This window comes from Dactylosporangium sp. NPDC049742, from assembly GCF_040674675.1.
GTDB lineage: Bacteria > Actinomycetota > Actinomycetes > Mycobacteriales > Micromonosporaceae > Dactylosporangium > Dactylosporangium maewongense.
This window is the reverse complement of the sequence record NZ_JBFANF010000046.1, coordinates 1-25047: the sequence shown is the minus strand read 5'-3', so window position 1 is coordinate 25047 and position 25047 is coordinate 1. Positions and strand designations below refer to the sequence as shown.

At 74.0% G+C, this 25047-nt stretch carries 20 protein-coding genes; 5 read left to right on the top strand and 15 right to left on the bottom strand.

What is annotated here, in order from left to right; genetic code table 11:
* Window positions 1-56: 56 nt before the first annotated feature.
* Window positions 57-2345 (top strand): EAL domain-containing protein, encoded by a 2289-nt coding sequence (locus AB0J72_RS40340; protein WP_363409076.1) that lies wholly within the window; start codon window positions 57-59, stop codon window positions 2343-2345.
* Window positions 2346-2776: 431 nt separating this feature from the next.
* Window positions 2777-3370, top strand: a complete 594-nt coding sequence (locus tag AB0J72_RS40335) for a hypothetical protein (RefSeq protein ID WP_363409073.1) — start codon at window positions 2777-2779, stop codon at window positions 3368-3370.
* A gap of 203 nt (window positions 3371-3573) precedes the next feature.
* Here AB0J72_RS40335 and AB0J72_RS40330 read toward each other — a convergent pair whose 3' ends face one another.
* From AB0J72_RS40330 to AB0J72_RS40295, 8 genes are all read right to left on the bottom strand, one after another.
* Complete coding sequence (locus AB0J72_RS40330) at window positions 3574-3828, bottom strand: hypothetical protein (RefSeq protein WP_363409070.1); 255 nt, start codon at window positions 3826-3828, stop codon at window positions 3574-3576.
* Complete coding sequence (locus AB0J72_RS40325) at window positions 3825-4016, bottom strand: hypothetical protein (protein ID WP_363409067.1); 192 nt, start codon at window positions 4014-4016, stop codon at window positions 3825-3827. Before AB0J72_RS40325 ends, AB0J72_RS40330 begins: the two co-directional genes overlap by 4 nt.
* A 28-nt stretch (window positions 4017-4044) precedes the next feature.
* Complete coding sequence (locus tag AB0J72_RS40320) at window positions 4045-4191, bottom strand: hypothetical protein (RefSeq protein ID WP_363409064.1); 147 nt, start codon at window positions 4189-4191, stop codon at window positions 4045-4047.
* Between the two features lie 50 nt (window positions 4192-4241).
* Window positions 4242-5270 (bottom strand): C-terminal binding protein, encoded by a 1029-nt coding sequence (locus AB0J72_RS40315; protein ID WP_363409061.1) that lies wholly within the window; start codon window positions 5268-5270, stop codon window positions 4242-4244.
* The gene (locus tag AB0J72_RS40310) at window positions 5257-6996 is read right to left on the bottom strand and encodes an IlvD/Edd family dehydratase (RefSeq protein WP_363409058.1); all 1740 of its coding nucleotides are present in this window, start codon (window positions 6994-6996) and stop codon (window positions 5257-5259) included. Before AB0J72_RS40310 ends, AB0J72_RS40315 begins: the two co-directional genes overlap by 14 nt.
* A 2-nt stretch (window positions 6997-6998) precedes the next feature.
* Entirely contained in the window at window positions 6999-8339 is a 1341-nt protein-coding gene (locus tag AB0J72_RS40305; RefSeq protein WP_363409055.1) for a glucose-6-phosphate dehydrogenase, read from the bottom strand.
* A complete protein-coding gene (locus AB0J72_RS40300) occupies window positions 8339-10168 on the bottom strand; it encodes a glycoside hydrolase family 15 protein (RefSeq protein WP_363409052.1) in 1830 nt (609 codons plus the stop codon). Before AB0J72_RS40300 ends, AB0J72_RS40305 begins: the two co-directional genes overlap by 1 nt.
* A gap of 63 nt (window positions 10169-10231) precedes the next feature.
* Window positions 10232-11422: an FAD-dependent monooxygenase gene (locus tag AB0J72_RS40295; RefSeq protein WP_363409049.1), complete on the bottom strand. Its 1191-nt coding sequence runs from the start codon at window positions 11420-11422 to the stop codon at window positions 10232-10234.
* A gap of 67 nt (window positions 11423-11489) precedes the next feature.
* Here AB0J72_RS40295 and AB0J72_RS40290 point away from each other — a divergent pair, with 67 nt between their 5' ends.
* The gene (locus tag AB0J72_RS40290) at window positions 11490-12191 is read left to right on the top strand and encodes a TetR/AcrR family transcriptional regulator (protein WP_363409046.1); all 702 of its coding nucleotides are present in this window, start codon (window positions 11490-11492) and stop codon (window positions 12189-12191) included.
* Window positions 12192-12268: 77 nt separating this feature from the next.
* Here AB0J72_RS40290 and AB0J72_RS40285 read toward each other — a convergent pair whose 3' ends face one another.
* Complete coding sequence (locus tag AB0J72_RS40285; RefSeq protein ID WP_363409043.1) at window positions 12269-13531, bottom strand: ammonium transporter; 1263 nt, start codon at window positions 13529-13531, stop codon at window positions 12269-12271.
* A gap of 76 nt (window positions 13532-13607) precedes the next feature.
* Window positions 13608-14285: a hypothetical protein gene (locus AB0J72_RS40280; protein WP_363409040.1), complete on the bottom strand. Its 678-nt coding sequence runs from the start codon at window positions 14283-14285 to the stop codon at window positions 13608-13610.
* Window positions 14286-14539: 254 nt separating this feature from the next.
* Here AB0J72_RS40280 and AB0J72_RS40275 point away from each other — a divergent pair, with 254 nt between their 5' ends.
* Both AB0J72_RS40275 and AB0J72_RS40270 read left to right on the top strand, forming a co-directional pair.
* Window positions 14540-18379 carry an MBG domain-containing protein gene (locus AB0J72_RS40275; RefSeq protein ID WP_363409037.1) on the top strand — a complete coding sequence of 1280 codons (3840 nt, stop codon included), beginning with the start codon at window positions 14540-14542 and terminating at the stop codon, window positions 18377-18379.
* 40 nt (window positions 18380-18419) lie between these two features.
* A complete protein-coding gene (locus AB0J72_RS40270; RefSeq protein ID WP_363409035.1) occupies window positions 18420-19214 on the top strand; it encodes an alpha/beta hydrolase in 795 nt (264 codons plus the stop codon).
* Window positions 19215-19251: 37 nt separating this feature from the next.
* Here the strand turns inward: AB0J72_RS40270 and AB0J72_RS40265 are convergent, their stop codons facing one another.
* The 5 genes from AB0J72_RS40265 to AB0J72_RS40245 form a co-directional block, all read right to left on the bottom strand.
* Window positions 19252-20313 (bottom strand): tetratricopeptide repeat protein, encoded by a 1062-nt coding sequence (locus tag AB0J72_RS40265; protein WP_363409032.1) that lies wholly within the window; start codon window positions 20311-20313, stop codon window positions 19252-19254.
* 110 nt (window positions 20314-20423) lie between these two features.
* On the bottom strand, window positions 20424-20753 hold the full coding sequence (locus tag AB0J72_RS40260) for a hypothetical protein (protein ID WP_363409029.1): 330 nt from the start codon (window positions 20751-20753) through the stop codon (window positions 20424-20426).
* Window positions 20744-23284: a thiopeptide maturation pyridine synthase gene (locus AB0J72_RS40255; RefSeq protein ID WP_363409026.1), complete on the bottom strand. Its 2541-nt coding sequence runs from the start codon at window positions 23282-23284 to the stop codon at window positions 20744-20746. The genes AB0J72_RS40260 and AB0J72_RS40255 overlap by 10 nt, the downstream gene beginning before the upstream one ends.
* The gene (locus AB0J72_RS40250; protein WP_363409023.1) at window positions 23281-24222 is read right to left on the bottom strand and encodes a lantibiotic dehydratase C-terminal domain-containing protein; all 942 of its coding nucleotides are present in this window, start codon (window positions 24220-24222) and stop codon (window positions 23281-23283) included. Before AB0J72_RS40250 ends, AB0J72_RS40255 begins: the two co-directional genes overlap by 4 nt.
* Window positions 24219-25047: lantibiotic dehydratase (locus AB0J72_RS40245; RefSeq protein ID WP_363409020.1), on the bottom strand; the 829-nt coding region annotated here is incomplete at its 5' end. The genes AB0J72_RS40245 and AB0J72_RS40250, both read right to left, overlap by 4 nt.

Below are 25047 nucleotides of genomic sequence, written 5' to 3'. Positions count from 1 at the left end.
GGCGCAACTCGGGTGCGCGCATTCAGGTGCCGGCCGGACCGCCGATCGTGCCCGGCGTGACCGCCGACCATCGCGCCCCGCTGCGCCACGTCGTCGCCACCTTCGGCGTCACGGCCGCGGGCACGCTCTGGTACGTGCTGTGGACGGTCACCGGCATCGGCCCGGCCACCGTGTCCTACCTGCCGCTGCCCCTCGCCGCGGCCGGCGCCGCCGCGGCGGTCCTCGACCTGCTGCGCCGCGCCCCGCTCACCCCTCCGGCCGTCCGGTTCTGGCGGCTGATGCTGGTCGCGTTCGGTCTCGTCGGCGCCGGGTACACGGTCCTCGCCGTCGCCGGGTTCCGCGACACGTCGATCCTGCCGCCGATGCCGCTCCCGGCGGCCGCCCTCGCCGGCGCCGGCTTCCTCGCCGCGATGTGGGCGATGGTGCGGGTCCCGCTCGGCATCGCCAGCCCCGGCGAACGCTGGCGGCAGTGGCTGGATCGCGCGATCGCCTTCCTCGGCTGCGGCACCGTCCTGTTCCACTTCGGCCTCGCCCCGGTGATGACGGCCGCCACCCCGTGGAGCACGCAGACGGTCGTCCTGCTGGGGCTGTCGCTCGCGCTCGCCGCCGGCGGCATCACCAAGGTCGCCTACATCCGCGGCGGCCCGATCGACCGGTCCGCGCTGCGCCTGATCGGCTCGACCGGCCTGACCGGCGCCGTCGTCGCGCTGCTGCTCATCCACGGCGGCGACGCCGGCTCGGTGGCGGACCAGGCGGTGGTCATGCCGTTCGCGGCGGTCCTCGGCGCCCTCGCCGTGCGCCGCCAGTGGCAGCACACCGCCGCCGGACGTGGCCGCGCCGGCGCGTGGCTGCCCTACCTGGCCGTCGCCGCCGTCGACGTGCCGCTCATCGCCGTCATTCCCGACGAGCTGACCACGGCCGACCGGTTGGTGATCGCGGCGTCGGTACTGGTGACAGGCCTGGTCACCGTCCGGCAGTTCGTCGCGTTCCGGGAGAACGCGCGGCTGCTCGCCGACAAGCGCGCCTCCCAGGAACGCCTCGAGCACGACGCCACCCACGACGGCCTGACCGGCCTGCCCAACCGCGCCCTGTTCCGGCGGCGGCTCGCCGCCCAGCTCGACCGCGGCGACGCCACCGTCCTGCTGGTCGACCTCGACGACTTCAAGACGATCAACGACTCCCTCGGCCACGACGTCGGCGACCACCTCCTCATCGCGGTCGCCGCCGTGCTGCGCCGCGAGACCGGCACCGACGGCCTGCCCGTCCGCCTCGGCGGCGACGAGTTCGCCGTCCTCGTCACCGACCCGACCGCGCTCGGCGAGACGATCGCGCAGCGCGTCCTGGACGCCTTCACCGGCCCGCTGAGCGAGCACCGGCTCCTCGTGCACGCCAGCGTCGGCATCGCCACCGCACCCGCCGGCACCCCGCTGGACCGCCTCCTGCGCGACGCCGACGTCGCCATGTACGCCGCCAAACAACGCGGCAAGGCCAACTGGGTCCGCTACCACGACGGCATGGCCCAGCCCGTCGCCAGCCACGCCCAGCTCGGCGGCGAGCTGCGCCGCGCCCTCGACGCCGGCGAGTTCACCGTCCACTACCAGCCCATCATCGCCATCCGCACCGGCCGCATCGTCGGCGTCGAGGCCCTCGCCCGCTGGCAGCACCCCACCCGCGGCATGATCTCGCCGGCCGAGTTCATCCCCGCCGCGGAGAGCACCGGCCTCATCGTCCCCCTGGGCCGCTGGGTCCTGCGCGAGACCTGCCGCCAGGCGGCCGCCTGGCTGGCCGAGTTCGGCCCCGACGCCCTGCAGAAGTTCGGCCCCAACGTCTCCGCCCGCCAGCTCCACGACCCCGACTTCGTGTCCGACGTGCAGTCCGCCCTCGCCGACTCGGGGCTGCCCGCCAACCGCCTGGTCCTCGAACTCACCGAGTCGGCGGTGCTGCGCGGCCCGCAGGTCTCCCGCGCCCTGTTCCGCCTGCACGCCCTCGGCGTCCGCCTCGCCCTCGACGACTTCGGCACCGGGGAGTCGTCCCTCAGCCTGCTCCGCGCCTTCCCCGCCGCCATCATCAAGCTCGACAAGTCCTTCGTCGACGGCATCGAACTCGACCCGCCAGGCTCCCCGGAAGCCGACGCCAGACAGGCCGTCGCCCGCGCGGTCGTCCAGCTCGCCCTGGCCCTCGGCCTGGACACCGTCGCCGAGGGCATCGAGAACGCCGCCCAGGCGGACCGCCTCATCGAGCTGGGCTACTCCCTGGGCCAGGGCTACCACCTGGCCCGCCCCATGCCCGCCACCGAGATGACCCAGCTCCTGTCCACCCAGCGCGACCTCGTCTCCCCCTCCTGACCCCCTCGACATCGGCCGCGCCCACCACTCACCGCACCAAGACTGTGCTGACCGACGTCGGCTCAGTCGAGGCGCGGTGACTGGCTGGCGACCTGTGGTTCCATGCCGCAAGCGATGGACGGACTCGTTCTTGGCTACAGGCCACGCAGGATCGCGTGACAGGGCTGCGACCTTCGTGTCATCAAGCAGCTACTGGGACGCCGACGTCAAGCATCCACCGTGACAGCACTGATCAAGACGATGAATACCACTACGACGATGGACTCTGGCGCATCGCGCACCGGCGGGTGGTCCGCCCCTTCGACCTCGCGCCGTTGCCGCCAGCCGAAGGACCCGGCGAGGTCAACGAAATCCCCGACTGACATCACAGCACGTATGTCGGGCAAGGTACGACACAGGCCACGGATGGCAACCGGGGTCACCCTGGACAGGTGGCCCAGGTTCTTGGGTTGACCTTTGCAGGTCGGTTACCTTACGGCGCCGGTTGGGCGTCTGGTGAGATGGCGCCACCGTTTGCGGTTCGGGTGCATGATGTCGCGGTGGCGGATAGTGCGAGTTTCGTGGCGGTGGGGCCGGCGGGGTACCTGGAGCGGTTGCTTGCCGAGTACGGCTTGGGCGCCGCGGCGGTGGATGGGTTGGTCAGGACTCGGGAGGTTCCGGTCGGCTCGGTATTGTTGCCCGGGCGCGGCAGGGTGGAGATCGAGTATCTGGTGCATGTGTCGCTGCTGCGTTCGCACGGGGAGTTTCCTTGTGCCGGTGATGCCGAGGCGTTGGCGTTCTGTCGTGAGGTTGCGCAGGAGATGGTCCGCGTCTACGGGATCCCGGAGACTGAGGCGGTCGCGCGCGTCAACCGCCAGTGGTCCGGGATCGATGATGGTGGCCGGACGCCACGGGTCTGGATTGTGGGTCTGGACCTCGCGTATCACGAGACGCCGGAGTACTGGGCGGGCTTCATCTACTACGGAGTTCAGGACCGCTGGTGGGTTCCCGATGCAGCCGTCCAACCGCTGCCACCTCCTCATTAGTCTGCCGAGGTGGAGCTGCCGGCCTGCGGTGATTGGCGCAGGCTTGCTGGCCGACGTCCTGGGGGTCAAGGGGTCGTGGGTTCGAATCCCGCCGTCCCGACGCAGGTCGGACGGCTGATCCACCTCTTGGATCGGCCCAAGTTGGCGTTCTGGGGACCAGATCGGCCCAGCTCTACGGCGATCGCTTGCTGACCCGCAAGGGTCTAGGGGCCGTCGTCGATGCCAAGGACGGGGCAGTGGAGCCGGGTGGACAGGCGGGTGATGTCTTCGGCCGTCAAGGCCCGTTCGAGCACCACCAAGTCCGGCTGCAGCCGGCGGCAGGCGAGCGTCAGGCGGAGCCGGCCCGGTCGGACCAGGCGGGCGACGACGCGCACACCCTCGGCCGTGACCCGCGACTCCAGGGCGGCCAGACCCGCCGCTGACTCGGCCACGAGGATCGCCGTCGGTGGGGTCGTCACCGCGCCGACAGCCGCCGGGCGTCCGGGACGGCGTACCAGTTGTCCCGGCGGTCCACGGTCGGGACCGACAGGCCCGTTTCCAGGATCCGCTCCGGGCGCGGCAGGAAGGCCGCGATCCCGGGCTGCTCGTAGCGGTCGGCGGGGACCGTGCGGCCGGGCTTCTCCGCGGGCCTCGACCGCACGATCAAGCCTCGCACCATGTCATACGGCCGGTAGTCAGTCGACGTACCAGTCGAACAGGGCCCAGCCGGGTGGGGACTGCTCGGGGAAGTACGGCGCGTCGGTGGTGAGGTAGGCGACGGCCGCGTACAGGTACGCGACGACGAGCAGCCACTGGACCGGCAGCAACGTCTTGATCGGCACCGATGCAGCATACGGCCCGGCACCACAAAGCGCTGGCGCCGGAGCCGGGTTCACAGTTCGTTGGGGCCCAGGGTGTTGACCGGGGAGTGCGGGCGCTGGCCGGTCAGGACGCGGACGGCCTCCTCGGTGGCCAAGGTGCGGACGGCGCGCATGGACTGTTCGGAGTAGTAGGCGGCGTGCGGGGTGACGATGGCGTTCGGCAGGTGCAGGAGGGGGTTGTCGGGTTGCCAGTCGCGCTGCTTGGCCGGCTCCTCCTCCAGGTCGTCGAGGGCGGCCGCGGCGATGGTGTGGTTGGTGAGGGCGTGGGCCAGGGCCGTGTCGGAGACGATGGGGCCGCGGGCGGTGTTGACGAGGACGGCGGTCGGCTTCATGCGGGCGAGGGTCGCCTCGTCGAAGAGGTGGTGGGTGTGGGGAGTCAGCGGGGCCTGGATGACGAGGTAGTCGGAGTCGGCGACGAGCTCGTCGAATGCGACCGGGCGGACCCCGGCGGCGCGCAGGACCTCGGCTTCCACGAACGGGTCGTGGCTGATGAGCTCGACGCCGAACGGGCGGGCACGGTCGGCGATCAGCTGGGCGATGGCGCCGAAGCCCAAAATGCCGAAGACGCGGCCGCGCAGGCGCCAGATCGGGGCGCCGGACTGCCACTGCCAGGTGCCGGCGCGGGTCGCTTCCGAGTACGAGACGATGTTTCGTACAGCGGACAGCCACAGGGCGATGGCGTGGTCGGCGACCTCGTCGGCGCACCAGTCGTTGGGGGCGTTGGTGACCTGGATGCCGAGGCGGGTCGCGGCGTCGACGTCCACGATGTCGACGCCGGTGCCGTAGCGGGCGATGACGCGGCAGTTGGGCAGGTGCTGCATGGCGGTCGCGCCGATGTGGGCGTACTGCGTGAGGATGCCGTCGGCGTCTCGGCCGTAGCGGATGACGTCCTCCTCGGTCTTGCACTGGCGCGATTCCAGGCGGAAGCCGGCCGAGGAGGCGATGTCGCGCTCGATCGAGACGTCGCCGAAGTCGGAGTCCGCGATCATGATCGTGCCCGATGCACCCGAGGTGCCGGGGGCGAAGTCAGTGGGAGTCACGGGGCAGTCCTTTCGTGTGCACGATGTCCTGGTACTCGACGGCGAAGTCCAGGCAGCTGCCGGTGTCCATCTGGCCGGTGTGTGCCCGGAACAGCTCCTGCCAGGGTGTCTGGTCGACGCGCGGCGGCGGCACGTAGGCGCTCCACCGCTCGTCGATCTCCTCGTCGGTGAGCTCGGCGTCCAGCCTGCGGGCCGGCATGTCGAGGGTGACCCGGTCGCCGGTGCGCAGGATCGCCAGGTTGCCGCCGATCGCGGCCTCCGGGCTGGCGTTGAGGATCGACGGGGCGTCGGACGTGCCGCTCTGCCGGCCGTCGCCGAGCGTCGCGAGCGCCTGGACGCCCCGCATGATGAGGGCGGCGGGCGGTTGCATGTTCACCACCTCGGCGGAGCCGGGGTAGCCGATCGGCCCGGTGTTGCGCACGACGAGCAGGCAGCCCTCGTCGATGTCCAGCGACGGGTCGTCGATGCGCCGGTGGTAGTCCTCGGGCCCCTCGAAGACGACCGCGCGCCACGTCACCGTGGGTGCGGGCAGGAAGGCCGACGAGGCCACCGACATCTTCATCATCGCCGAGCGGAAGAGGTTGCCGTGCAGCACGAGGAAGCCGCCGCGCGGCGAGAACGCGTCGTCCGCGGAGGTGGCGATCACGGACGGGTCCGAGGAAGGGACGGCGTTCTCGGCGATCGTCCGGCCGTTCACACACAGAGCGTCGGCGTGCAGGCGCCCGGCGGCGAGCAGGGTGTGGATCACCGCGGGGATGCCGCCGGCGCGGTGGAAGTCCTCGCCGAGGTACGTCCCGGCCGGGGCGCAGTTGACGAGGACCGGCACGCCGCCGCCGACGGCCTCCCAGTCGTCGTTCGTCAGGTCGACCCCGGTGTGGCGGGCGATCGCGTTGAGGTGGATGGGGCAGTTCGTGGAGCCCGCGATGGCGGCGGTGACGGCGATCGCGTTCTCGAACGCCTCCCGGGTCATGATGGAGCGCGGCGTGACGTCGTCCCTGACGAGGTCCACGGCGCGGCGTCCGGTGTCGTACGCGATCTGTCCCCGCTCCCGGTGCGGTGCCGGGATCGCCGCGCAGCCGGGCAGCGACATGCCGAGCGCCTCGGCGATGCTGTTCATCGACAGGGCGGTGCCCATCGTGTTGCAGTGCCCGACGCTCGGCGCGGAGCACGCCACCCGGTCCATGAACTCGGCGTAGTCGATCTTCCCGGTGGCGAGGAGGCGGCGCGACTGCCAGATGACGAGGCCCGACCCCGCGCGTTCGCCGCCGATGTACCCGTTGAGCATCGGCCCGCCCGAGAGCACGATCGCGGGCAGGTTGACGGTCGCGGCCGCCATGAGGCACGCCCCGGTCGTCTTGTCGCAGCCGGTGGTGAGCACGACCCCGTCGAGCGGGTACCCGTACAGGACCTCGACCAGACCCAGGTAGGCGAGGTTGCGGTCGAGGGCGGCGGTGGGGCGTTTGCCGGTCTCCTGCAGCGGGTGCACCGGAAACTCCAGGGGGATGCCGCCGGCGTCGCGGATCCCGTCGCGGACCCGGTCGGCCAGCTCGACGTGGTGCCGGTTGCAGGGCACCAGGTCGCTGCCGGTCTGCGCGATGCCGATGACCGGCCGGCCGGACTGGAGCTCGGCGCGGGTGAGGCCGAAGTTCAGGTACCGCTCCAGGTACAGCGCGGTCATGTCGGGGTTGGCGGGGTTGTCCCACCACTGCCGGCTCCGCAGGTCCACGGTCACACCTCCCCGGAGAAGGCCGGGTACTCCGACAGCGGCACGAGGTCCTTGGCCCAGGCCTCCAGCACGGGCGTGACCACCCGCCACGACTGCTCGGCCTCGTCGGCGCGGATCGACAGCGCCGGGTCGCGGTTGAGCACGTCGAGCAGCAGCCGCCCGTACGGCGGCAGGTGCGCGGGCGCGGGCGTGGCGGCGAGCGTGAGCGGGGTGAGCACGTCGCCGCTGGTCGTGGTGCCGGTCAGGTGCAGCGACACGGACTCCGGCTCGAGGCCGAAGCGCAGCACGTTGGGCACCGCCTGGACGTCGCCGGCGAACGGCAGGTGCGGCACGGGCCGGAAGTGGACCGCGACCTCCTGCCGGTTGGTGCGCATGGCCTTGCCGGTCCGCAGCCGGAAGGTCGTGTCGCGCCACCGCCAGTTGTCGATCTCCAGCCGCAGCTCCGCGAACGTCTCGGTGCGGTGCATCGGGTCGACGCCCGGCTCGTCGACGTAGGCGGGCACTCCCCCGCCGGCGGTGTACCGGGCCCGCCGCGACCGTTCGGCGGCGTCGTGCAGGGTCAGCGGGCGGATCGAGCGCAGGACGTCCATCTTGCGGTCGCGCAGGTCCCGGTCGCCGAGGCTGATCGGCGGCTCCATCGCGACCAGGCACAGCAGCTGCAGCAGGTGGTTCTGCAGCATGTCCTTGAGTGCGCCGACGCCGTCGTAGTAGCCGGCCCGGCCTTCCAGGGCGAGGGACTCGTCCCAGACGATGTCGACGCGCTCGATGTGGGCGCTGCTCCAGAGCGGTTCGAGGACCCGGTTGGCGAGCCGGACCCCGAGCAGGTTGAGGACCGTGCCCATCGCCAGGAAGTGGTCGACGCGGAAGATGCTGCGCTCGGGGTACAGCCGCGACAACAGCCGGTTGAGCTCGATGGCGTCGTCGAGGCTCTCGCCGAACGGCTTCTCCAGCACGACGGTGCTGCCGTTCGCGGTCCCGGCCGCGTGCAGCGCCGACACCGTGGCCGCGAAGATGGACGGCGGCAGCGCGAGGTACGCGGCGACGGGCCGGTCGTGCGGGATCACGGGGGCGAGGGCGTGGGCGTCGGTGACGTCGGCCCGGTGGTACCGGGAGGCGGCCACCACCTCGCGCCTGCGGTCCGGCGGGATGTCGGGGGCGTGCCGGTCGAGCTGCTCGGCCGCCCACGCGTGGAAGGCGTCGCCGGTCCAGTCCTCCCGGCCGACGCAGGTGACCCGGAACCCGTCGCCGAGGTGCCCGCCGGCGCGCAGCGCGGCGAGGGCCGGCAGCAGGAACCGCGCGGTCAGGTCGCCGGTCGCGCCGAGGATCACGAGCTCACCTAGCATCACGAGACTCCCGCCATGGCTCGGGAAAGGTTGACCCCGCTGGCGATCACGCCGATGTGGCTGAACGCCTGCGGGAAGTTGCCGGCGAACTCGCCGGTCGCCGGGTCGATCTGCTCGGGCAGCAGCCCGAGCGGGCTGGCCCGGTCGCACAGCGACGCGTAGAGCGCCGAGGCTTCCTCCAGGCGGCCCTGGCCGGTGAGGTTGTCGACGAGCCAGAAGCTGCACAGCAGGAACGCGCCCTCGTCGCCGGGGATCCCGTCGGGGGACTCGTCGTGGCGGTACCGGTGCAGCAGCCCACCGCCGGCGCCGAGCCGTTCGGCGACGGCCTTGGTGGTCGCCACCATCCGCGGGTGATCGGCCGGGATCACTCCCCGCAGCGGCAGGGCGAGCAGGCTCGCGTCGACTCCGCCGCCGTCGCCGAGGTGCTCGGTGAGGGTCTGCGCGCGGTCGTCCCACGCGTCCTCGACGATCGCGCGGCGGATCTCCTTCGCGGTCGCCCGCCACCGCGGCGCCGGTCCGGGCAGGTCGAGCCGCTCGGCCATGGCGACCGCCCGGTCGAGCGCCACCTGACACATGGCGGCGGAGTAGGTGAAGACGTGCCCTTGGCTGCGGACCTCCCAGATGCCCTGGTCGGGCTGCCGCCACGTGCGTGCGGCGGCGTCGGCGAGGCCGGCGAGCCCGTCCCAGAGCCCGGGCTCGACCCGGCCGCCGGCCCGGGACCACTGGTCGGCGCAGTCGAGGATCTCGCCGTAGACGTCGTGCTGGCGCTGGTCGGCGGCGCCGTTGCCCCAGCGGACCGGCGCGGAGTCGCGGTAGCCGCGCAGGCCCGGGTCGACCCGTTCGTCGGGCACGGGCCCGCCGGCCGGCGTGTACATGATCCTCGGCCGGCGGCTCTGCTCGAACGCGTCCAGGACCCAGCCGAGGAACGCGTCGGCCTCCCCGCCGAAGCCGATGCGGCGCATCGCGAAGACGGCGAACGCGGCGTCGCGGATCCAGGTGTACCGGTAGTCCCAGTTGCGCACGCCGCCGACCGGCGCCGGCAGCGAGGACGTCGGCGCCGCCACGATCGAGCCGTTGACCCAGTGGTCGCAGAGCTTGAGCGTGACGGCGGCCCGGCGGACCAGCGCCTCCTGCGGCCCGGCGTAGTCGAAGCCGGTCATCCAGCGCCGCCACGCCGCGGCCGTCTGTTCGAGGCTCTCGCCGGCGTCGAGGCGGTGGTGGCGGTGGACCCGCCCCCACGACAGCACCAGCTCCATCCGGTCGCCGCCGCGCATGGTGTACCGGTTGCGCAGCCCGCCGTTGAGCGGGTGGCTGGACCGCAGATGCAGCCGCACGCCGGGCAGCAGCGCCGCCTGGATCTCCAGCCCGCCGAGCGCGGCCCGGGCGATGGCGCCGCCGTGCGGCTCCAGGTCGACCCGCACCTCGGCGGTGCCGTCCAGCACCTCGACGAGCCGCACCAGCTCACCCCGGTCGGCCGGGGTGTCGTCGGCGAGGTCCGCGCCGGAGCGCAGGGCGAGGGCGTCGGTCAGCCGCACCAGCCCGGTCGCGGTCCGCAGCTCGGTCACGAGGACGCCGGTGTCGCCCAGGTACCGCTGCCGCGCCTCGACCACACCGTCCGGCGCCACCTCGAAGCGCCCGCCGCGGGTGCGGTCCAGCAGCCCGCAGAACAGCGGCTCCGCGTCGAACCCGGGCACGCACAGCCAGACGACGCCGCCGTCGAGCCCGACGAGCGCGGCGGTCGCGCCGTCCCCGATCAGACCGAGATCCTCCAGCGCCGGGAATCCGTCCCGCGGGCGCACCGGCCGGAACGCCGGCTCAGCATCCACCATGTCCTGCCTCCAGGGCTGCGTGGGTTCCGGCGCCGCACTACCCGCCCGCGGCGAGCCGTAACGTCACGGGTAGGTGGGGAGGGCGGCGTCGGTGGCCAGGCGTTTCGTGCCGGCGACCATGGACCGCTGCACCGGTCTGGTGGCGAAGAGCCGGTTGCGCAGGGCGAGCCCCCAGCCGGTGGCGGGTGCCAGGAACCGGCCGGGGTTGGCGCCCTTCTGCCACCGCCCCGCGTATGCCCGCATGCGCTGCTCGTAGGCGGCGAGCGCGGTCCGGTGCTCGCCCCGGGCGGCGGCGAGCTCACCGGCGAGGACGTGGGCGCCGACGAGGCCCGTCCCCACGCCCATGCCGCCGAGGGTGACACCCCAGGCGGCGTCGCCGAGCAGCGCGACCCGCCCGCGCGTCCAGCTCGGGACACTGACCCGGGCGATCGCGTCGAAGTACAGGTCAGGAGCATCCGGCAGCGTGTCGAGCAGGGCCGGCACGTGCCAGGGCAGGCCGGCGAACACGTGCGCGACGAGCTTCTTCTGCGCGTCCTGGTCGTGCCAGTCGACGTCGCGTTCGTCGCCGGTGCGGAAGACGACCAGGGCGGTGGCGCGCGAGGGGTCGTGCGGGTCGGCCGAGATGCTCGCCGTCCGGCCGGGCACGGTGAAGTAGCGGCTCGCGCCGGCCGGCGCCCCGAACGTGTTCGGCAGTTCCCATCCGGCGATGTGGTAGCCGAGCCGGTGGACGAAGTCCTGCTCGGGACCGAACACGAGCCGGCGCACGGCCGAGTGCATGCCGTCGGCCCCGACGACGAGGTCGAAGGCCCGGGTGCCGGCCGCCCGGAACTGGACCCGCACCTCCGATCCGGTGTCGTCCAGGCCGGTGACGGTGTCGCCGAACAGGTACTCGACCCGGTCCGCGGCGCGGTCGTGCAGGACGCGCGACAGGTCTCGCCGGAACACCTCCAGGTCACCCCCGGCGAACGCGGCGGGCAGCGTGAAGATCTCCCGGTTGTCCTCGTCGACGCAGGTCATGGCGCCGCCGTGGGTCTGGCGTGCGCGCAGCTCGGCCAGGACACCGAGCCGCTCCAGGACGGCCAGGTGGGTCGGGCCGCGGAAGTCGACGGCGAAGCCGCTGCTGCGCAGCCGGGGTGCGACCTCCACGACGGTGACCTGGGCGCCGTGCTCGGCGAGGCGGAGCGCCAGGGCGGGCCCGGCGACCCCGGCACCGCTGACGAGCACACGGAGAGAACGAAGTGCGGTGGTGGACATGGCATTCTCCAAACTGTGTCCGTCGGATACAGAGTATGCTAGACACAGTTTCGAGAGGAAGGCAACCATGCGAGATCTGGTGACGCTGCTGTGGGAGCCGGCGGAGCCGCCCCGGCGGGGGCCGCGGCCGACGCTGACGCTGGCGGCCATCGCCGGTGCGGGGATCGCCGCCGCCGACGCCGACGGGCTGGCGGCGACCACGATGCAGCGCGTCGCCGAGAGCCTGGGCGTGACGAAGATGGCGCTGTACCGGTACGTCCCCGGCAAGACCGAGCTGGTGGCCCTGATGCTCGACGCCGCCGTCGGCGCGCCGCCGGACCCGGTGCCGGGCGCGGGCTGGCGGGAGACCCTCGACGCCTGGGCGAAGGCGCTGTTCGCGCGGTTCTGCGAGCACCCGTGGACGCTGGAGGCCGCCGTGGGCGCGCGCGTGCTCGGCCCCTGCGAGCTGACCTGGCTGGAGCGCGCGGTCGCCGCCCTGACCGGCACCGGGCTGCACGGCGGCGAGATGCTCGACGTGGCGGCCACGCTCAGCGGCCACGTCCGCAACCTGGCTCAGCAGATGTCCGCGGCGTCCGCGCCGGACGGGCTGGAGAGCGAGCTGGGCGGGCCGATGCAGGCCGTGCTCGCCGGGCGGGAGGACCGGTTCCCGGCGGTGACCGCCGCCCTCGCCTCGATCCGGACGACCGGGGGGCAGGATCAGGCGCTCGACTTCGGCCTCGCCCGCATCCTCGACGGCGTCGGCATGCTCATCGACAGCCGCGGCCGCTGAACCGCCCGGCCATCCACAGTGGACGGCCAACGCCGCGCGGAGCTTGCGGGCTCCGCGCGGCGCGATGGACCCCGCAGCTACGCGAGGTGGCTGATCCGACCGCCGGTGGTGGGGTGCTGCTCGTAGGCGCTCTCGGCGTGGATGACCAGGTCGAGACCGCCACGCTCGTGCTCCGGGGCGACCCGGAAGCCGACGGTGCGGTCGACGGCCTTCGCGACGAGCCAGGTGGCGCCGAACGCGTAGACGGCGACGACCAGCACCGCGAGCGCCTGCCGGCCGAGCAGACCGGCGCCGCCGCCGAACACGAGGCCGTCCTCGCCGCCGGTGACCACCGCGGTCGCGAGGACCCCGATGAGCACCGTGCCGATGAGGCCGCCTACGCCGTGCACCCCGACGACGTCGAGCGAGTCGTCGTAGCCCAGCTTGTACTTGAGACCGACGGCGTAGCAGCAGGCCACGCCGGCGACGGCGCCGATGACGAGGGCGCCGAGCGGGTTGACGGAGCCGCACGACGGCGTGATCCCGACCAGGCCGGCGACCGCGCCCGAGGCCGCGCCGAGGGTGGTCGGGTGCCCGTCGCGCCAGCGTTCGACGATCAGCCAACCGCCGACCGCGGCGGCGCCGGCGACCTGCGTGTTGAGGAACGCGGTCGAGGCGACGCCGCCGGTGGTCAGCGCGGAGCCGGCGTTGAACCCGAACCAGCCGAACCACAGCAGCCCGGCCCCGAGGATCACCAGCGGGAGGCTGTGCGGCCGCATCGCCTCGGTGCGGAAGCCCAGCCGCGGCCCGAGCACCAGGGCGAGGGCGAGCGCGGACGCACCGGAGTTGACCTCCACGACGGTGCCGCCGGCCAGGTCAAGGATGCGCAGGTGGGTGGCGATCCAGCCGCCGCCGAACACCCAGTGCGCGATCGGGACGTACACCAGCAGCACCCACAGCGCGACGAACCCCACCCACGCGCCGAACTTGGCGCGGTCGGCGATCGCCCCGCTCAGCAGTGCCGCGGTGATGATGGCGAACATCAGCTGGAACCCGGCGAACGCCATGGTCGGCACCGAGCCGGTGAGGTCGGTGGGGCCGATCCCGGCCATGCCCACGTGCTCGAGGGACCCGATGAGGCCGCCGGCGGTGTCCTTGCCGAACGCGAGCGAGTAGCCGGCGACGACCCACACGACGGTGACGACGGCGAGGCAGGCGAACGACATCATGAGCATGTTGAGGGCGCTCTTGATGCGCACCATGCCGCCGTAGAACAGCGCCAGGCCCGGCACCATCAGCAGCACCAGCGCCGCGCTCACCAGCAACCAGGCGGTGTCGCCCGAGCTGAACCCCTCCGGCATCGACGGACCCTCTCTCTTCGGGTGCGGTCCGTGATCGCCGTTGATCGCGTGGCATGCAGCGTCGCGGCAATGCGTTTCACCCGTTGTACGTCCGCGTTTCGAACATGTTTCCGCCGTCACACCCCCGACCTGCCTGGTAGGTCTCCGCGGGCTGCATCCAGAGCCGGACCGCGGCCACGGCGCCGGCGACGCTGGCGAGCACGAGGCCGCACGCGAACGCCTGCTGCGTGACCGTGAAGGAGTCGGACAGCAGGGTGCCGGCCGCCACGACGACCTGCACACCGAACGCCACGGCGATGGTCGTGCCGACGATCGCCTCCGCCGTGAACTGGGGATCGAACATCCGGTGCAGCGTCGTGGGCCGTACCCCGCCCCCCACGGTGACCCGGTCCGTCGCCAGATGGGTCCGCTTCCCGTCGGCGGCGGCGAACAGGGACGCCCGGATGCGGGCGATGTCCCGGTCGTACGCCCGCAGCGCCGCGCCGAACTTCCGCACGCTGGCGAGGATCAGCAGGCTGACCAGGCCCAGCGCCCAGGCCATGGAGGAAACCCCGACCGCGACGTCCTCCCAGTTCGCCATCTGCGCGCTGATCGCCACGAAGAACCCGACGATCGCGACGAGCAGCGTGAAGAAGTACCCCAGGAACTGGTTGCGCTCCTGCTCGATGTGCCGGTAGTGCAGCCAGTGCTGTTGCCCCTCGTACATGAGTGCATCCGTCAACAGGCGCTCCCGCTCGAAATCGCTCAGACTCACTGCGCCAGCGTCGGATGCGGGCCGCCGATGATCATCACCCCGCGCGGGTGAGCGGGTCCTGCGGATCGTCGCCCGGTGATGGCAACCGCGCGGCACCAGGAGCGCAACCGGCCGGCGATCAAGCGGGCGGGGCAGCGTGCCGATACGGCGCCTATGACCCGTCGAGACCGTTTCCTGGCGCTGGTCCTGCTCGCGACGCAGGCGGTGCTCCTCGGCATCGGCCTCGGGGTGGGGCCGGGCGGCCCGCCTACTGCGTGAACTGGGTCGACGTCGGCTACTACAACAACGGCTCGGACCGGCTCAACAGCTCGCAGCTGATCCTCGTCGACCGGTCCGACACCGGCGCCGGGAACTTCGACATCGTCATGAACTACGACCGGCTGGCGTACGAGCCGGCCGGCGGGCTGACCGCCGGCTACTCCAACGGCACCTTCACGTACGTGTACCCGGGCTCGGGGGTCGCCGGCGCCCTGGTCGACGCCAACACCGGCACCGGGTTGGTGCACAGGTCCGGCGGACGGTACGTGCACCGGGTCCGCGGCGGGCAGCCGAGCGCGCCCGGCGCGCAGACCATCGACTTCCCGGCACCGGGCGACGTCGTCTACGGGGTGGCGCCGTTCGCCGCCGGCGCGGCCGCGTCGTCCGGGCTGCCCGTCACCCTCACCGCCGCCGGCGCGTGCACCGTGTCGGGGGACACCGTGACCGTCACCGCCGCCGGCGCCTGCGCGCTCACCGCGAGCCAGGCCGGCGACGGCACGTACACCGCGGCGCCGCCCGTGACCCGGGTCTTCCAGGTGGCCAAGGCGCCCGTGTCGGTGGCCCTCGCCGGGCTCGCCCAGACCTACGACGGCACCGGGCGCGCCGTCACCGCGTCCGCCGACCCTGACCCCGGCACCGGCACGATGTCCGTCACCTACGACGGCGCCGCCACCGCCCCGGCGCACGCCGGCAGCTACGCGGTGCGGGCGACATACACGTCGGCGACGCACACCGGCACCGCCTCGGGCACGCTCGTGGTCGCCAAGGCGCCGCAGACCATCGCGTTCCCGGAGCTCACCGGCCGCAGGTACGGCGCCGGCCCCGTCCTCCTCACCGCGTCCACCGGGGCCGGGCTGCCCGTCCGGTTCGACACCGGCGGCCCCTGCACCGTGGACGGCGCGACCCTGTCGGTCACCGGCGCCGGCCAGTGCACGGTCACCGCGACGCAGCCCGGCGACGCCGACCGCCTCGCCGCCGCGCCGGTCACGCGGTCGTTCGCCGTGGCCAAGGGCGCCGCCACGATCACGCTCGGCGGGTTGTCGCAGGTGTACAGCGGCGCGCCGCGGCCGGTGACCGCCACCGTCGAGCCGTCCGCCGCCGGTACCGTGGACATCACCTATGACGGGTCCAGGACGCCGCCGACCGCCGCCGGCACCTACCGGGTCGTCGCCACCGTCGACGGCGCCCACCACCAGGGGACGCTCACCGCGACGCTGACGGTCGCGAAGGCCGCGCAGACCGTCGACTTCGCCGGCCTGGACGCCGCGACGTTCGGCGACGCGCCGCGCCCGCTGCGGGCCACCGCCTCGTCGGCGCTGCCGGTCCGGTTCACCGCCACCGGCGGCTGCGAGGTGCGCGCCGGCGAGCTCGCCTTCGTGCGGGGCGGCGGGTGCGCCGTCACCGCGCACCAGGACGGCGACGCGAACCGGCTCGCGGCGCCCGCCGTGGTCCGCTCCGTCGAGGTCGCCCGCGCCGTGCAGGCCGTGACCCTGACCGCGCCGCGGCGGCTCACCGTCGGCGGCCCGGCCGGCGCCGTCACCGCCACGTCCAGCGCCGGGCTGCCCGTCCAGGTCACCGTCGCGGGCCCCTGCGCGCTCGGCACCACGCTGACGCCCGCGCACACCGGCACCTGCACCGTGACCGCCGCCCAGCCGGGCGACGAGTCGCACCTGCCGGCGACCGCCGCGACCGCCACCGTCCCGGTCTCCCCCGGCACCGCCACGCTGCATGTGGGTGGGCTCTCGCAGGTGTCCGACGGCGGCCCGCGGGCCGTGCGGGTGAGCACGACGCCGGCCGGGCTGACCGGGACCGCCGTCACCTACGACGCCCGCGCCCGGGTTCCGGCGGCGCCGGGCAGCTACCGGGTCGTGGCCACGCTCGACAACCCCGACTGGGTCGCGGCACCCGTCGTCGCGACGCTGGCCGTCACCCAGCCCGCACCGGCACCGGTGGCCGACCCCGCGACCGGATCCAGGCCCTCGCTCGGGCCCAACGCCACGATGTCCACAATGGATGGTGTACCGGCGGCCGTCACGCTCGCGCCCGCGACCGGGGGCGGCGTCACGCTCACCGGCAGCGGCTTCACCGCCTCCGTCGCCGCGGTCAGCGCGGACTCCGCCCGGCAGCCGCTCGACGCCGGCGGGAACCTCGTCGTGGACCGCGGGCACCGCGTGTCGGTGACGATGACGGGGTTCGCCGCGAAGACCCGCACGGACGTGTGGCTGTTCTCCGACCCGGTGCTGATCGGGCAGGTGACCACCGACGAGCGCGGCACAGTGTCGGCGGAGCTGCCGGTGCCGGCGACGCTGCCCACGGGGCGGCACGCGCTGCAGGTCAACGGCGTCACCGCCGGTGGCGCGCAGCGGTCGCTGAGCGTCGGGCTGCTGCTCGCCGACACCCCCTCCGCGCCGACGGCGTCGCCCGTCGCACCGCCCGGCGTCGACCGGCCCGCGGTCGCGGCGCCGGCCCTCCCGGCCGCCGTCGACGTGCTTGCCCAGTTCCCCGCGTACCTGCCCGCCGCGCACGCGGACGCGGTCGTCAACACCGCCGTCGCCGGATTCACGCTCCTCGCCATCACCGCCGGCGCGGGCGGCGTGGCCGTCGCGGGCGGCGGCACCGTCCGTACCAAGGCCGAATCCCGCAAAGCAGGCAAGATCGCTTCCGGCTCGTCCAAGCACTTCAAGGAGCGGTGGGACGGCAGCGGCCGCGGCGACAAGTCGGCCAGCTGGCGGCTGCTGCCGACCGGCTGGCTCGACCGGCGCAGCCTGGACCTGCCGCAGCGGGTCGCGCCGAAGTCGCCGCTGCTGGCCAGGATCCTCACCGACGGCTCCTACCTGCGGGCGATGCTCGGCGGCGCCTGGTGGGCGGTGCCGGCGGCCGGCGCGGTCCTCGGCGCCGTCGCCGGCGTGCAGGGCCACGGCTCGCCGCTGCCGTCCGCCGGGCTCATGCTGGCGCTCGTCGTGCTCGGCAGCTTCGACGCGTTCGCCGGGCTCGCCGCGGCCGTCGCGTTCGGCGCGGTCGTCGTCGCCGCCGGCGGGGTCACCTCGACCGACACGCTGCGCCTGCTGCTCGGCGTGACCGCGCTGTGGTTCGCGATCGCGCTGCTCGCCGGCGTCGTGCGCCCCTTCCGACGGCCGCCGCCGCGGCGCGGGCTGGACTGGTGGACCCGCGGCGGCGACGTGCTCATCGCGTCGCTCACCGGCGGCTGGGCCGTGCAGAAGAGCATCGGCGCGCTGGACGGCCTCGCCGGCCACGAGCTGCCGATCGCCGGGTCCGCGGACCGGATCGCGCTCGCCGCGCTCGCCGCCATCGCCGTGCGGATCGTGCTGGAGGGTGTCGCCGGCTGGGCGTATCCGGCGCGGCTCGGCGCCGTCCGGCCGGAGAAGCTGCCGAAGCCCGGCAAGGTGCAGCGGCTCGCCGCGATCGGGCTGCGCACCGGGCTGTTCGTGTTCGTGGCCGTCCCGTTCCTGGGCATGCCGTGGCAGCTGTGGGCCGGTGCCGCGCTGTTCCTCGTGCCGCAGGTCCTCGGCGTGTACGAGGACGCGTTCCCGAACAAGCCGCGGCTCTTCCGCGTCCTGCCGAAGCGCGTCGTCAAGACGGTCTTCATGATGCTCGTCGGCACCGTCTCCGGCCTGGCCCTCGCCTGGCTGCTGGACGACCCGGCGGCGCGGATCGTCAACGGCTTCGTCCTGCTGTCCCTGCCGGGCCTGGTGTTCTCGCTCGCCGAGCTGTTCGGCCGCGAGGGCGAGGAGCGCGAGCAGACCTGGCGCCGCGAGCTCGCCGGCGGCGCGGTCGTCGCCGTCGGCATCGCCGCGGCGCTCGGCGTGTTCTCGTAGGGCCAGCGCCGCCGCCGCGCGTTCTCGTAGGGTAGGCACCGTGACCTTCCATCCCGTGCCCGAACCCCGCAAGACGCTCACCCACGCCAACTGTGTGGTCTCCACGCCGCTCGGGTACCGGCCGCTGCACCTGGACCTGCACGTGCCGCCCGGCGACGGCCCGTTTCCCGTGGTGCTGTGGATCCACGGCGGCGGCTGGATGACCGGCAGTCGCGTGTGGACGGTCGACCAGCGGTTCCACGAGCGGATGGTGGCCCGCGGCTACGCCGTCGCCGACGTCGACTACCGCCTCGCCCTCGAGGCCACCTACCCGGCGCAGCAGGCCGACGTCGAGGCTGCCCTCCGCTGGCTGCGCCACCACGCCGCCGCGCTGCGCCTCGACCCGGCCCGCTTCGCCGTGCTCGGCGAGTCCGCCGGCGGCCAGATCGCCGCGGTCGCGGCCCTCACCGGCACCGGCGACACCGCGATCCAGGCCGTCATCCTCTGGTACGCCCCGGCCGACCTCTCCACGGTCCCGGACCAGGACGACCCGTTCATGTTCCCGGCGATCCTCCTCGGCGGCCCCCTGGCGGAGCGGCAGGCGTTCGCCCGGCACGCCAGCCCGCTGCACAACATCCACCCCGCCGCGCCGCCGTTCCTGCTCGTCCACGGCACCGACGACGAGACCGTCCCGTTCGAGGAGGCCACCGGCTTCGCCGAGGCGCTGCGCGCCCAGGGCGTCCGCTGCGACGTCCTCCCCGTCGACGGCGCCGGCCACGTCTTCACCGGCGCCACCGTCGAGGTCGGCACCCTCACCGAGGCCGGCGCCGACTTCCTCGACGACGTCCTGCGCTGACGGCAGCCACATCCGGCCCCGTGCTGGTGCCCCGGCCTCACACCCAGGTCGTCGCCGGCCTGGCGCGCAGCATCGCGATCGCGTCCTGAGGCCGGCCCGCGCGGATCAACGCCTTCGCGAGCAGCAACCGGTCGTTTCCAACCGGGTCCGGGCCGAGCATGGCGATCGCCTCGTCCGGAGCGCCGTGACAGGCCAGCAGAGCGGCAAGCCGCTCGCGGGCATACCCGCCGTCCGCCTCGGGGTCCGCCCGCAGCTCGGCGATCGCCTGCTCGTGGCGGCCGCAGGCGACCAGCGCCTCGATCCACTCCAGGCGCAGCGTGACCGGGTCCGGCCGGCCCTCGGCGACGATCTCGGCCACGGCGGCCCGCGCCTCGTCCGGCCGGCCCTGCCCGATCAGCATCAGGCACAGCGGGCGGACGAGGGCCGGGTCGGCGGAGGCCGCCGGCCGCAGGACCGCGAGCGCCTCCTCCACCCGGCCGTGCCGGGCCAGCAGGTCGGCAAGCAGCCACGCCGCGTTCCGGTTGAGCGCGGCGGCGGTGACGGGCCCGAGCCACGAAGCCACGGCATGGTGGACCAGGCCGTGCTCCTTCTTCCGGCGCAGCCGCGCAGCGAGGGGCGCCAGCACCGCCACCGCGTCGTCGATCCGGCCCTGCTCCTCATGCCACCGCGCCAAGCGACGCACGGCGAACGCGCGACCGCCCGCGGCGAGGTCGGCGAGCGCCGCCGGGTCGTGGCGGGCAAGGAGGTCGGCCAGCTGCTCAGCGTCCTCGACAGCGTACGGGCCGCGGCGAATGCACGCCGACTGCACGGCGACGGCCTCCGCCATGCGGCCGTCGCGCTCCAGCACGGAGGCCAGCAGACAGTCCAGCCCCCGCCCGGCGTCGACCACCGGCCGCAGGAGGCCGATCACCTCCTCGTCGCGGCCCATTCCCCGGGTCAACTCGACCGCCACGTCGATCGGGTGGAACAGGGGGTCGGCCAGCGCACGCCGCACCATGGCGAGCACCTCATCGGCCTCGCCCTGCCGGACCAACAACGCTCCGAGCCGCTCCACGGCCTCGAGCTGGCCCTCTTCGGCGAGCGGGCGCAGCATCGCCATCGCCGCGCCGACGTCGCCCTCCCGGCGCAGCAGGTCGGATCCGGGCGACTCAGCGCGCTCCGGGCCGGTGACTCGGCCGAGGGCAGGTTGGCAGCGATCAGGCCGTCGGGTCAGGGGAGCAGGACGCCACCGTCGAGGAGCTTCGACCAGTCGGCACCGGGTGCGACGGCCTCCAGGGCGAACACGCTGACCGACGTGGGTTCGTAGCCGATGAGTTCGACCGCACGGCTCGGCAGGTGTGCCGGGTCGGCGTGGGCCAGGGAGGTCCACAGGTACACGGCGCCCCAGACCTGGCGGGGTTCGTTGGAGAACCAGAACTTGGCCAGCATGCCGTCCAGGCCGGTGAACGCGTCCACGGCATAGTCGCGCAGGTAGTCGCGCAGGGACGTGGTTGTCTGTGTGGAGCGGGCGAGGTCCCAGGCGACGATCATCAGGTACACGGCGCCTCCTCAGACGACAATGACGACGGCGAGGACGGTGCGGAGCCCAGGCAGAACTCGCCGACGCTCGACTCGACCAGGCGGTCGTGGCCGGTGGCCTGGGCGAACGCGTCGGTGTCACCGGCCTCGACGGCGCACGGGGCCAGCCGCATCGCGGTGGCGACCGAGTACAGCGTCGAGGTGAGCACGCCGACGTGTTTCAGGGTCAGGGCGAGGGCCATCGACTCGTACTTCCACATGAGCCGGCCGAAGCGGGCGGCGATGACGATCAGCACCTGGGGCGGCTGGTCGGCGCCCATGGCGCGGGCGGCGGCCTGCAGCAGCCGCCGGCGGGGCGCTTCGGTGGCGTCGAGCGTCTCGAGCTGGTGTTCGTAGGCGTCGTAGTGGTACATGCCCGGCTCCAGCCCGGCCGCGGCGCGGACCACGAGGTACAGCTCCAGCTCGTGGATGGCGCCGCCGGCGGGGTACGGGCGGTCGGAGGTGTCCCAGCCCTGACTGTCGTCGGTGGCGCGGACCCGGGCGCAGCGGAACAGCAGCTCGCCGAGCTGGTCGACGGTGATCGGCGAGGATTCGTCGTACACGCGGATCGATCGGCGCCCCTCGAGGACCGCGGTGAGGGTCGGGTCGCTGTCGTGCAGCCGGGTCAGGTCGGGCCGCGGCAGCGCGACGGTGCGGGTCCCCTGCGGTGCCGGGCGGCCGGGCGGGGGCGGGAACCGGTCCTTGGCCCACAGGGTCGCGCCGAAGTGGGAGAACCGGGTCGAGCCGGCGCGCTCGTACGACTGGCGGCTGCTGTCGTGGAACCACAGCTCGTGCGGGCTCCACTGGGCCTCGGCGAAGCGCTCGGTGTCGCCGGCGAGCAGCCCCGCCCGGGCGAGGTCGGCGACGAGCCGGGCCGGCAGCGCGTCGCCGGCAGCGCCGGCACCGGCAGCGTTGAGCGGGCCGGCGAGGAGGGCGGCGACCTGCGGCGCGTGGATCCGGATCACGACCGGCGAGCGCGGTGAGGTGAGCTGCAGGCCGTTGTGGTCGCGGCGCAGCACCGCGAACCGGGACAGGGTCGGCGGCCCGGACGGCTGCACCGGCGGCACCGGCCACCAGTTGCCCTTGGGGACCACCGTGTACTGGGCGACACCGCCGGACAGCACCGTGACGGCCAGCCAGCCCCGTTCGCGCAGCCGGTCGACGAGCCCGTCGACGGGTGCGGGCGAGCCGTGGTCGGCGGCGATCTCGGGCAGCACCGACGGGTCGCAGCCGCCGGCCGACAGCCGCCACAGCACGGCCCGCTGGCCGTCGTCGAGCACGCCGAGCGGCTCCGCCCGGGGCCAGCTCACCAGGTGGTGCCGGCCGTCTTCGCGGGTGACCCCGTGCACGCCGAGCCGCAGGGCGAGCCGCTCCGAGAGCTCGGCCGGCCCGCCGGACGGCGGGCGCAGCCCGGGAACGAGCCGCCCCATCGAGGCGCCGGTCGGGCTGCGCCGGGCCGTGTCGACGGCGGACACGCCGTGCAGGCGTTCGGCGGCGTTCGCCGCCACGTGGCACAGCAGGAAGCGTTCCGACGGGGTCAGGCCGACCCGGGTGAGGAACAGGTACAGGTAGTTGAGCATCAGGCGGTGCTGGGCGAACCAGACGGTGTCGCGCACGTGCGCCTCGAACTCGGGGCTGTCGGCGGTCGCCGCGTGGAAGGCGCTGGCCTGGCCGAGCTGCGCGCTCAGCGCCGCGTGTTCGGCGCGGGCCTCCGGCGGCGGGTCCAGGGCGATCATGCCGGCGTCGACGAGGGCGCCGGCCCGGTCGCGGAACGGGGCGACGGCACGGACCCAGCGTTGCGCCAGCGCGTCGCCGTCGCGGTGGACGGCGGCGGCGACGGCCTCGGCACGGGCGGTGAGCCGGTCCGCGTTCGCCGCGAAGTAGCCGTCCCACGCGGAGCGCAGCCCGGCGCCTTCGGGCCAGGTGGACAGGAACGCCTCGGCGTGGGACCGGAACGACACGAAGCTCCAGCTGAGGTCGGCCCCGCACAGCGCCTCGGCGGTGGCGATCAGCAGGTCGAACGCGACGGCCGGGAGTTGGCGGCCCTGGCGGCGCAGCTGCAGCACGTCGAAGGCGAGTCCGGTGGTACGCAGGTGGAAGTCGGCGAGCAGGTCGGCGGCCGGCACGCTGCCGAGCATGTGCAGCCGCCGGTCGTAGCGGGCCTCGAGGATGGTGTTGTTCGCCGGCCACGGCAGCAGCGGACCGGGGTCCTGTTCGAGCTCGGCCAGGCGCCGGTGGCTGTCCAGCACGGTGGCCGGGTCCAGGACCGTGGGTGACGGGTGGTCGCGCAGGTAGCCGCCGATGTGGTCGTGGACCAGCGGGGAGACCACGTCACGGAACACGTCGGCGGGTGCGTGCAGGTGCAGCCGCAGGTGCGGGCCCTGCCGCCAGTGCGGCGTGAAGTAGGCGCCGGCGTGCGGGGCGAGCTGCGCGAAGAGCGGCCGCACGGCGTCGAGCAGCAGGTCGCGCGGGTCGTCGTGGTAGTGGATGTGGACGCTGTGCCACCCGGTCACGCCGCCTCCAGCTGATACACGGCCCGCACCGCCAGGTGCCGCACGTACGCCTCCTGCGCGACGGTGAGCCCGAGCCGGTTGCACAGCAGGTGCGCGCAGATGTCGAGGACCGGTAGCACGCCGCTGCCGCTCGCGCCGGTGCCTTCCCAGCCGCGGGTGGGCGGCGTGAACCGGCCGGCCGTCAGCTCCGCGGTGAGGCTGTCCCGCAGCCGGGTCATCGAGGTGGCCCACCCGCCGAGCTCGTGCCCTGCCGGCAGCGCGCCGGGGTCCGCGATGACCCGCCGCACCTGTCCGGTGATCGCCATGAGCCGGTCGTGTTGCCGCGCGAACGCGTCATCGGGTCCATCCACCGGGCCGGGCATGATCCGCAGCAGGGGCGCGAGCGCCGCCGGGTCCGGTTGGCAGACCAGCCAGGTGGTCAGGATCGCGCAGAGGGCGACCGTGGTCCGCTGGGCGGGCGGTGTTCTGGGCAGCACCCGCAGCGCCAGCCGGCTGGAGTCGACGAAGTGCCGCTCGACGGCGTCCATCGCCGCGCCCGTGCCGTAGCGTTCATGCTCGCGCCGGTAGGGCACGACGTGGGCGGTGTTCTCCGGCCGCAGCCGGCGCGCGTAGCTGGAGCGGCCCTCCCATCGGGCGGCGAGCCTCGCCCGGTGCGCGTACGCGGCCTGGGTGTCCTCGCCGGTGACCGGGCAGCCGCCGAGGTGGTCGCGGCACCGGCGGCCCACGTGGGCGGCGAGCCTGCGCCGCGACCCGCCGGGCAGGGCACGGACGCGCAGCCGCACGTGGTTGCCGCCTTCCCAGTACCGCAGGAAGAACGCGTCCTCGGCGAGCTTCTCCTCCCGCAGCTCGTCCAGCAGCGCGGGCACGAGACCCGTGAGCAGCGGGTCGAGGTCGCCGCGCTGGAACAGGTGGATGCTGAGCCAGTCGTGGCCGCTCATCCGGTGCCCTCCGCCGCGGTGAGTTCGAACATGAGCTCGGTGACCCGCCCGCCGGTGTCCTGCGGCGCCGGCAGCGGCTCTTCGAACGTGACCAGCCCGGACCAGTCGGCGAGGAGCCGGTCGAGGTTCTGCACGGCGTACCAGTTGGCGAGGTCGACGTACACGGGCTTGCGGGCCTTCGTGAACGCCCGCTGCCCCCACGCCTGCTCCAGGTCCCACAGCCGCACGAAGGACGCGCGGGGGATGCCGATGTCGCGTTGCCAGGCCAGCAGCCGCCGCAGGTGACCGGCGCCGGTGTCGCCGGGGCGTTGCCGGGGCACCGCGGCGGCGGGCACCAGCCAGCGGGCCCGTTGCAGCACGACCCGGCCCACCTCGACCCGGGGCAGGAACGTCGGCGTGGTCACCGTCGCAGGGTCCAGCAGCGGGCACAGCACCGGCCAGGCCGGGTGGACGAGGTACGCCGGGCCGAACGCGGCGAGCAGCAGCCGCGCGGCGGGCGGCAGCAGCAGGTCCGCCATCATGCCGGCGTGGACTGGGATCACCCGGCGGCCGGTGCCGGCGTCGAACAGTTCCAGCAGCCCGGTGCCCGGGTCCAGGCGGACCCGCAGCGCGCCGAGGGCGATCCGCTGCCCGGGTGGGCGGGTGTCCGCCGCGCCGGGGTAGGAGATCTCGTGGGTCGACAGGGCGGTGCGCAGGTTGAGCGCCGACCCGAACAGCCCGGCCAGTTCCGCGACGATCGGCCCGTCCCGCCGGTCCATGGCGGGCGCCGCCGGTGCCGGCGTGATCGGCGTGGCGCCCGCGCGGGCGGCGAGGTGCGTCCACCGG

Coding starts and splice junctions, on each gene's coding strand:
- AB0J72_RS40300 (WP_363409052.1), bottom strand. CDS start 10,168: ATGGTGGATGCTGAGCCGGCGTTCCGGCCGGTGCGCCCGCGGGACGGA.
- AB0J72_RS40295 (WP_363409049.1), bottom strand. CDS start 11,422: ATGTCCACCACCGCACTTCGTTCTCTCCGTGTGCTCGTCAGCGGTGCC.
- AB0J72_RS40285 (WP_363409043.1), bottom strand. CDS start 13,531: ATGCCGGAGGGGTTCAGCTCGGGCGACACCGCCTGGTTGCTGGTGAGC.
- AB0J72_RS40305 (WP_363409055.1), bottom strand. CDS start 8,339: ATGCTAGGTGAGCTCGTGATCCTCGGCGCGACCGGCGACCTGACCGCG.
- AB0J72_RS40265 (WP_363409032.1), bottom strand. CDS start 20,313: ATGGCGATGCTGCGCCCGCTCGCCGAAGAGGGCCAGCTCGAGGCCGTG.
- AB0J72_RS40250 (WP_363409023.1), bottom strand. CDS start 24,222: ATGAGCGGCCACGACTGGCTCAGCATCCACCTGTTCCAGCGCGGCGAC.
- AB0J72_RS40290 (WP_363409046.1), top strand. CDS start 11,490: ATGCGAGATCTGGTGACGCTGCTGTGGGAGCCGGCGGAGCCGCCCCGG.